This is a genomic window from Kitasatospora purpeofusca, assembly GCF_000718025.1.
Taxonomy (GTDB): Bacteria; Actinomycetota; Actinomycetes; order Streptomycetales; family Streptomycetaceae; genus Kitasatospora; species Kitasatospora purpeofusca.
This window is the reverse complement of record NZ_JODS01000094.1, coordinates 1-462: the sequence shown is the minus strand read 5'-3', so window position 1 is coordinate 462 and position 462 is coordinate 1. Positions and strand designations below refer to the sequence as shown.

Annotated in this window: 1 pseudogene; it reads right to left on the bottom strand. The window is 72.5% G+C overall.

Going from position 1 to position 462, the window contains the following annotated elements:
* Positions 1-64 precede the first annotated feature (64 nt).
* Positions 65-451, bottom strand: a pseudogene (locus IF01_RS43350) (transglycosylase family protein); the annotation flags it as partial.
* Positions 452-462 lie beyond the last annotated feature (11 nt).

The following is a 462-nucleotide window of genomic DNA, read 5'->3' as shown; positions in this document are numbered from 1 at the left end:
GGGGTGGTCGGGTGCAGCGGCGTTGTTGTGGTGCGCCCCCGTGGTGGTGGGGGTGGGGGTGTTACTTGGTGAGGCCGGCCTTGACGGAGCAGACGGGCCAGGCGCCGGGGCCCTGGGCGGCGAGGACCTTCTCGCCGATGGTGATCTGCTGGGCCTTGGTGGCCTGGTGGGCCTGGGGGGCGTAGGCGGTGCCGCCGAAGGCGGCCCAGGTGGAGCTGGTGAACTGGAGGCCGCCGTAGAAGCCGTTGCCGGAGTTGATGGCCCAGTTGCCGGTGGCCTCGCAGGCGGCGACCTTGTCCCAGACTCCGGCGGGGGCGGCGGAGGCGGCGTTGGCCGTGACGAGGCCGGCCACCGGCAGGGCGAGGACCGCCCCGGCCATCAGTGCCGTCCGGACGCGGTTGCGGCGCTTGGTGGCGGTGGTGGCGGTGGTGGTCTCGTTACGGAAGGTCATGGGTTTCCTTT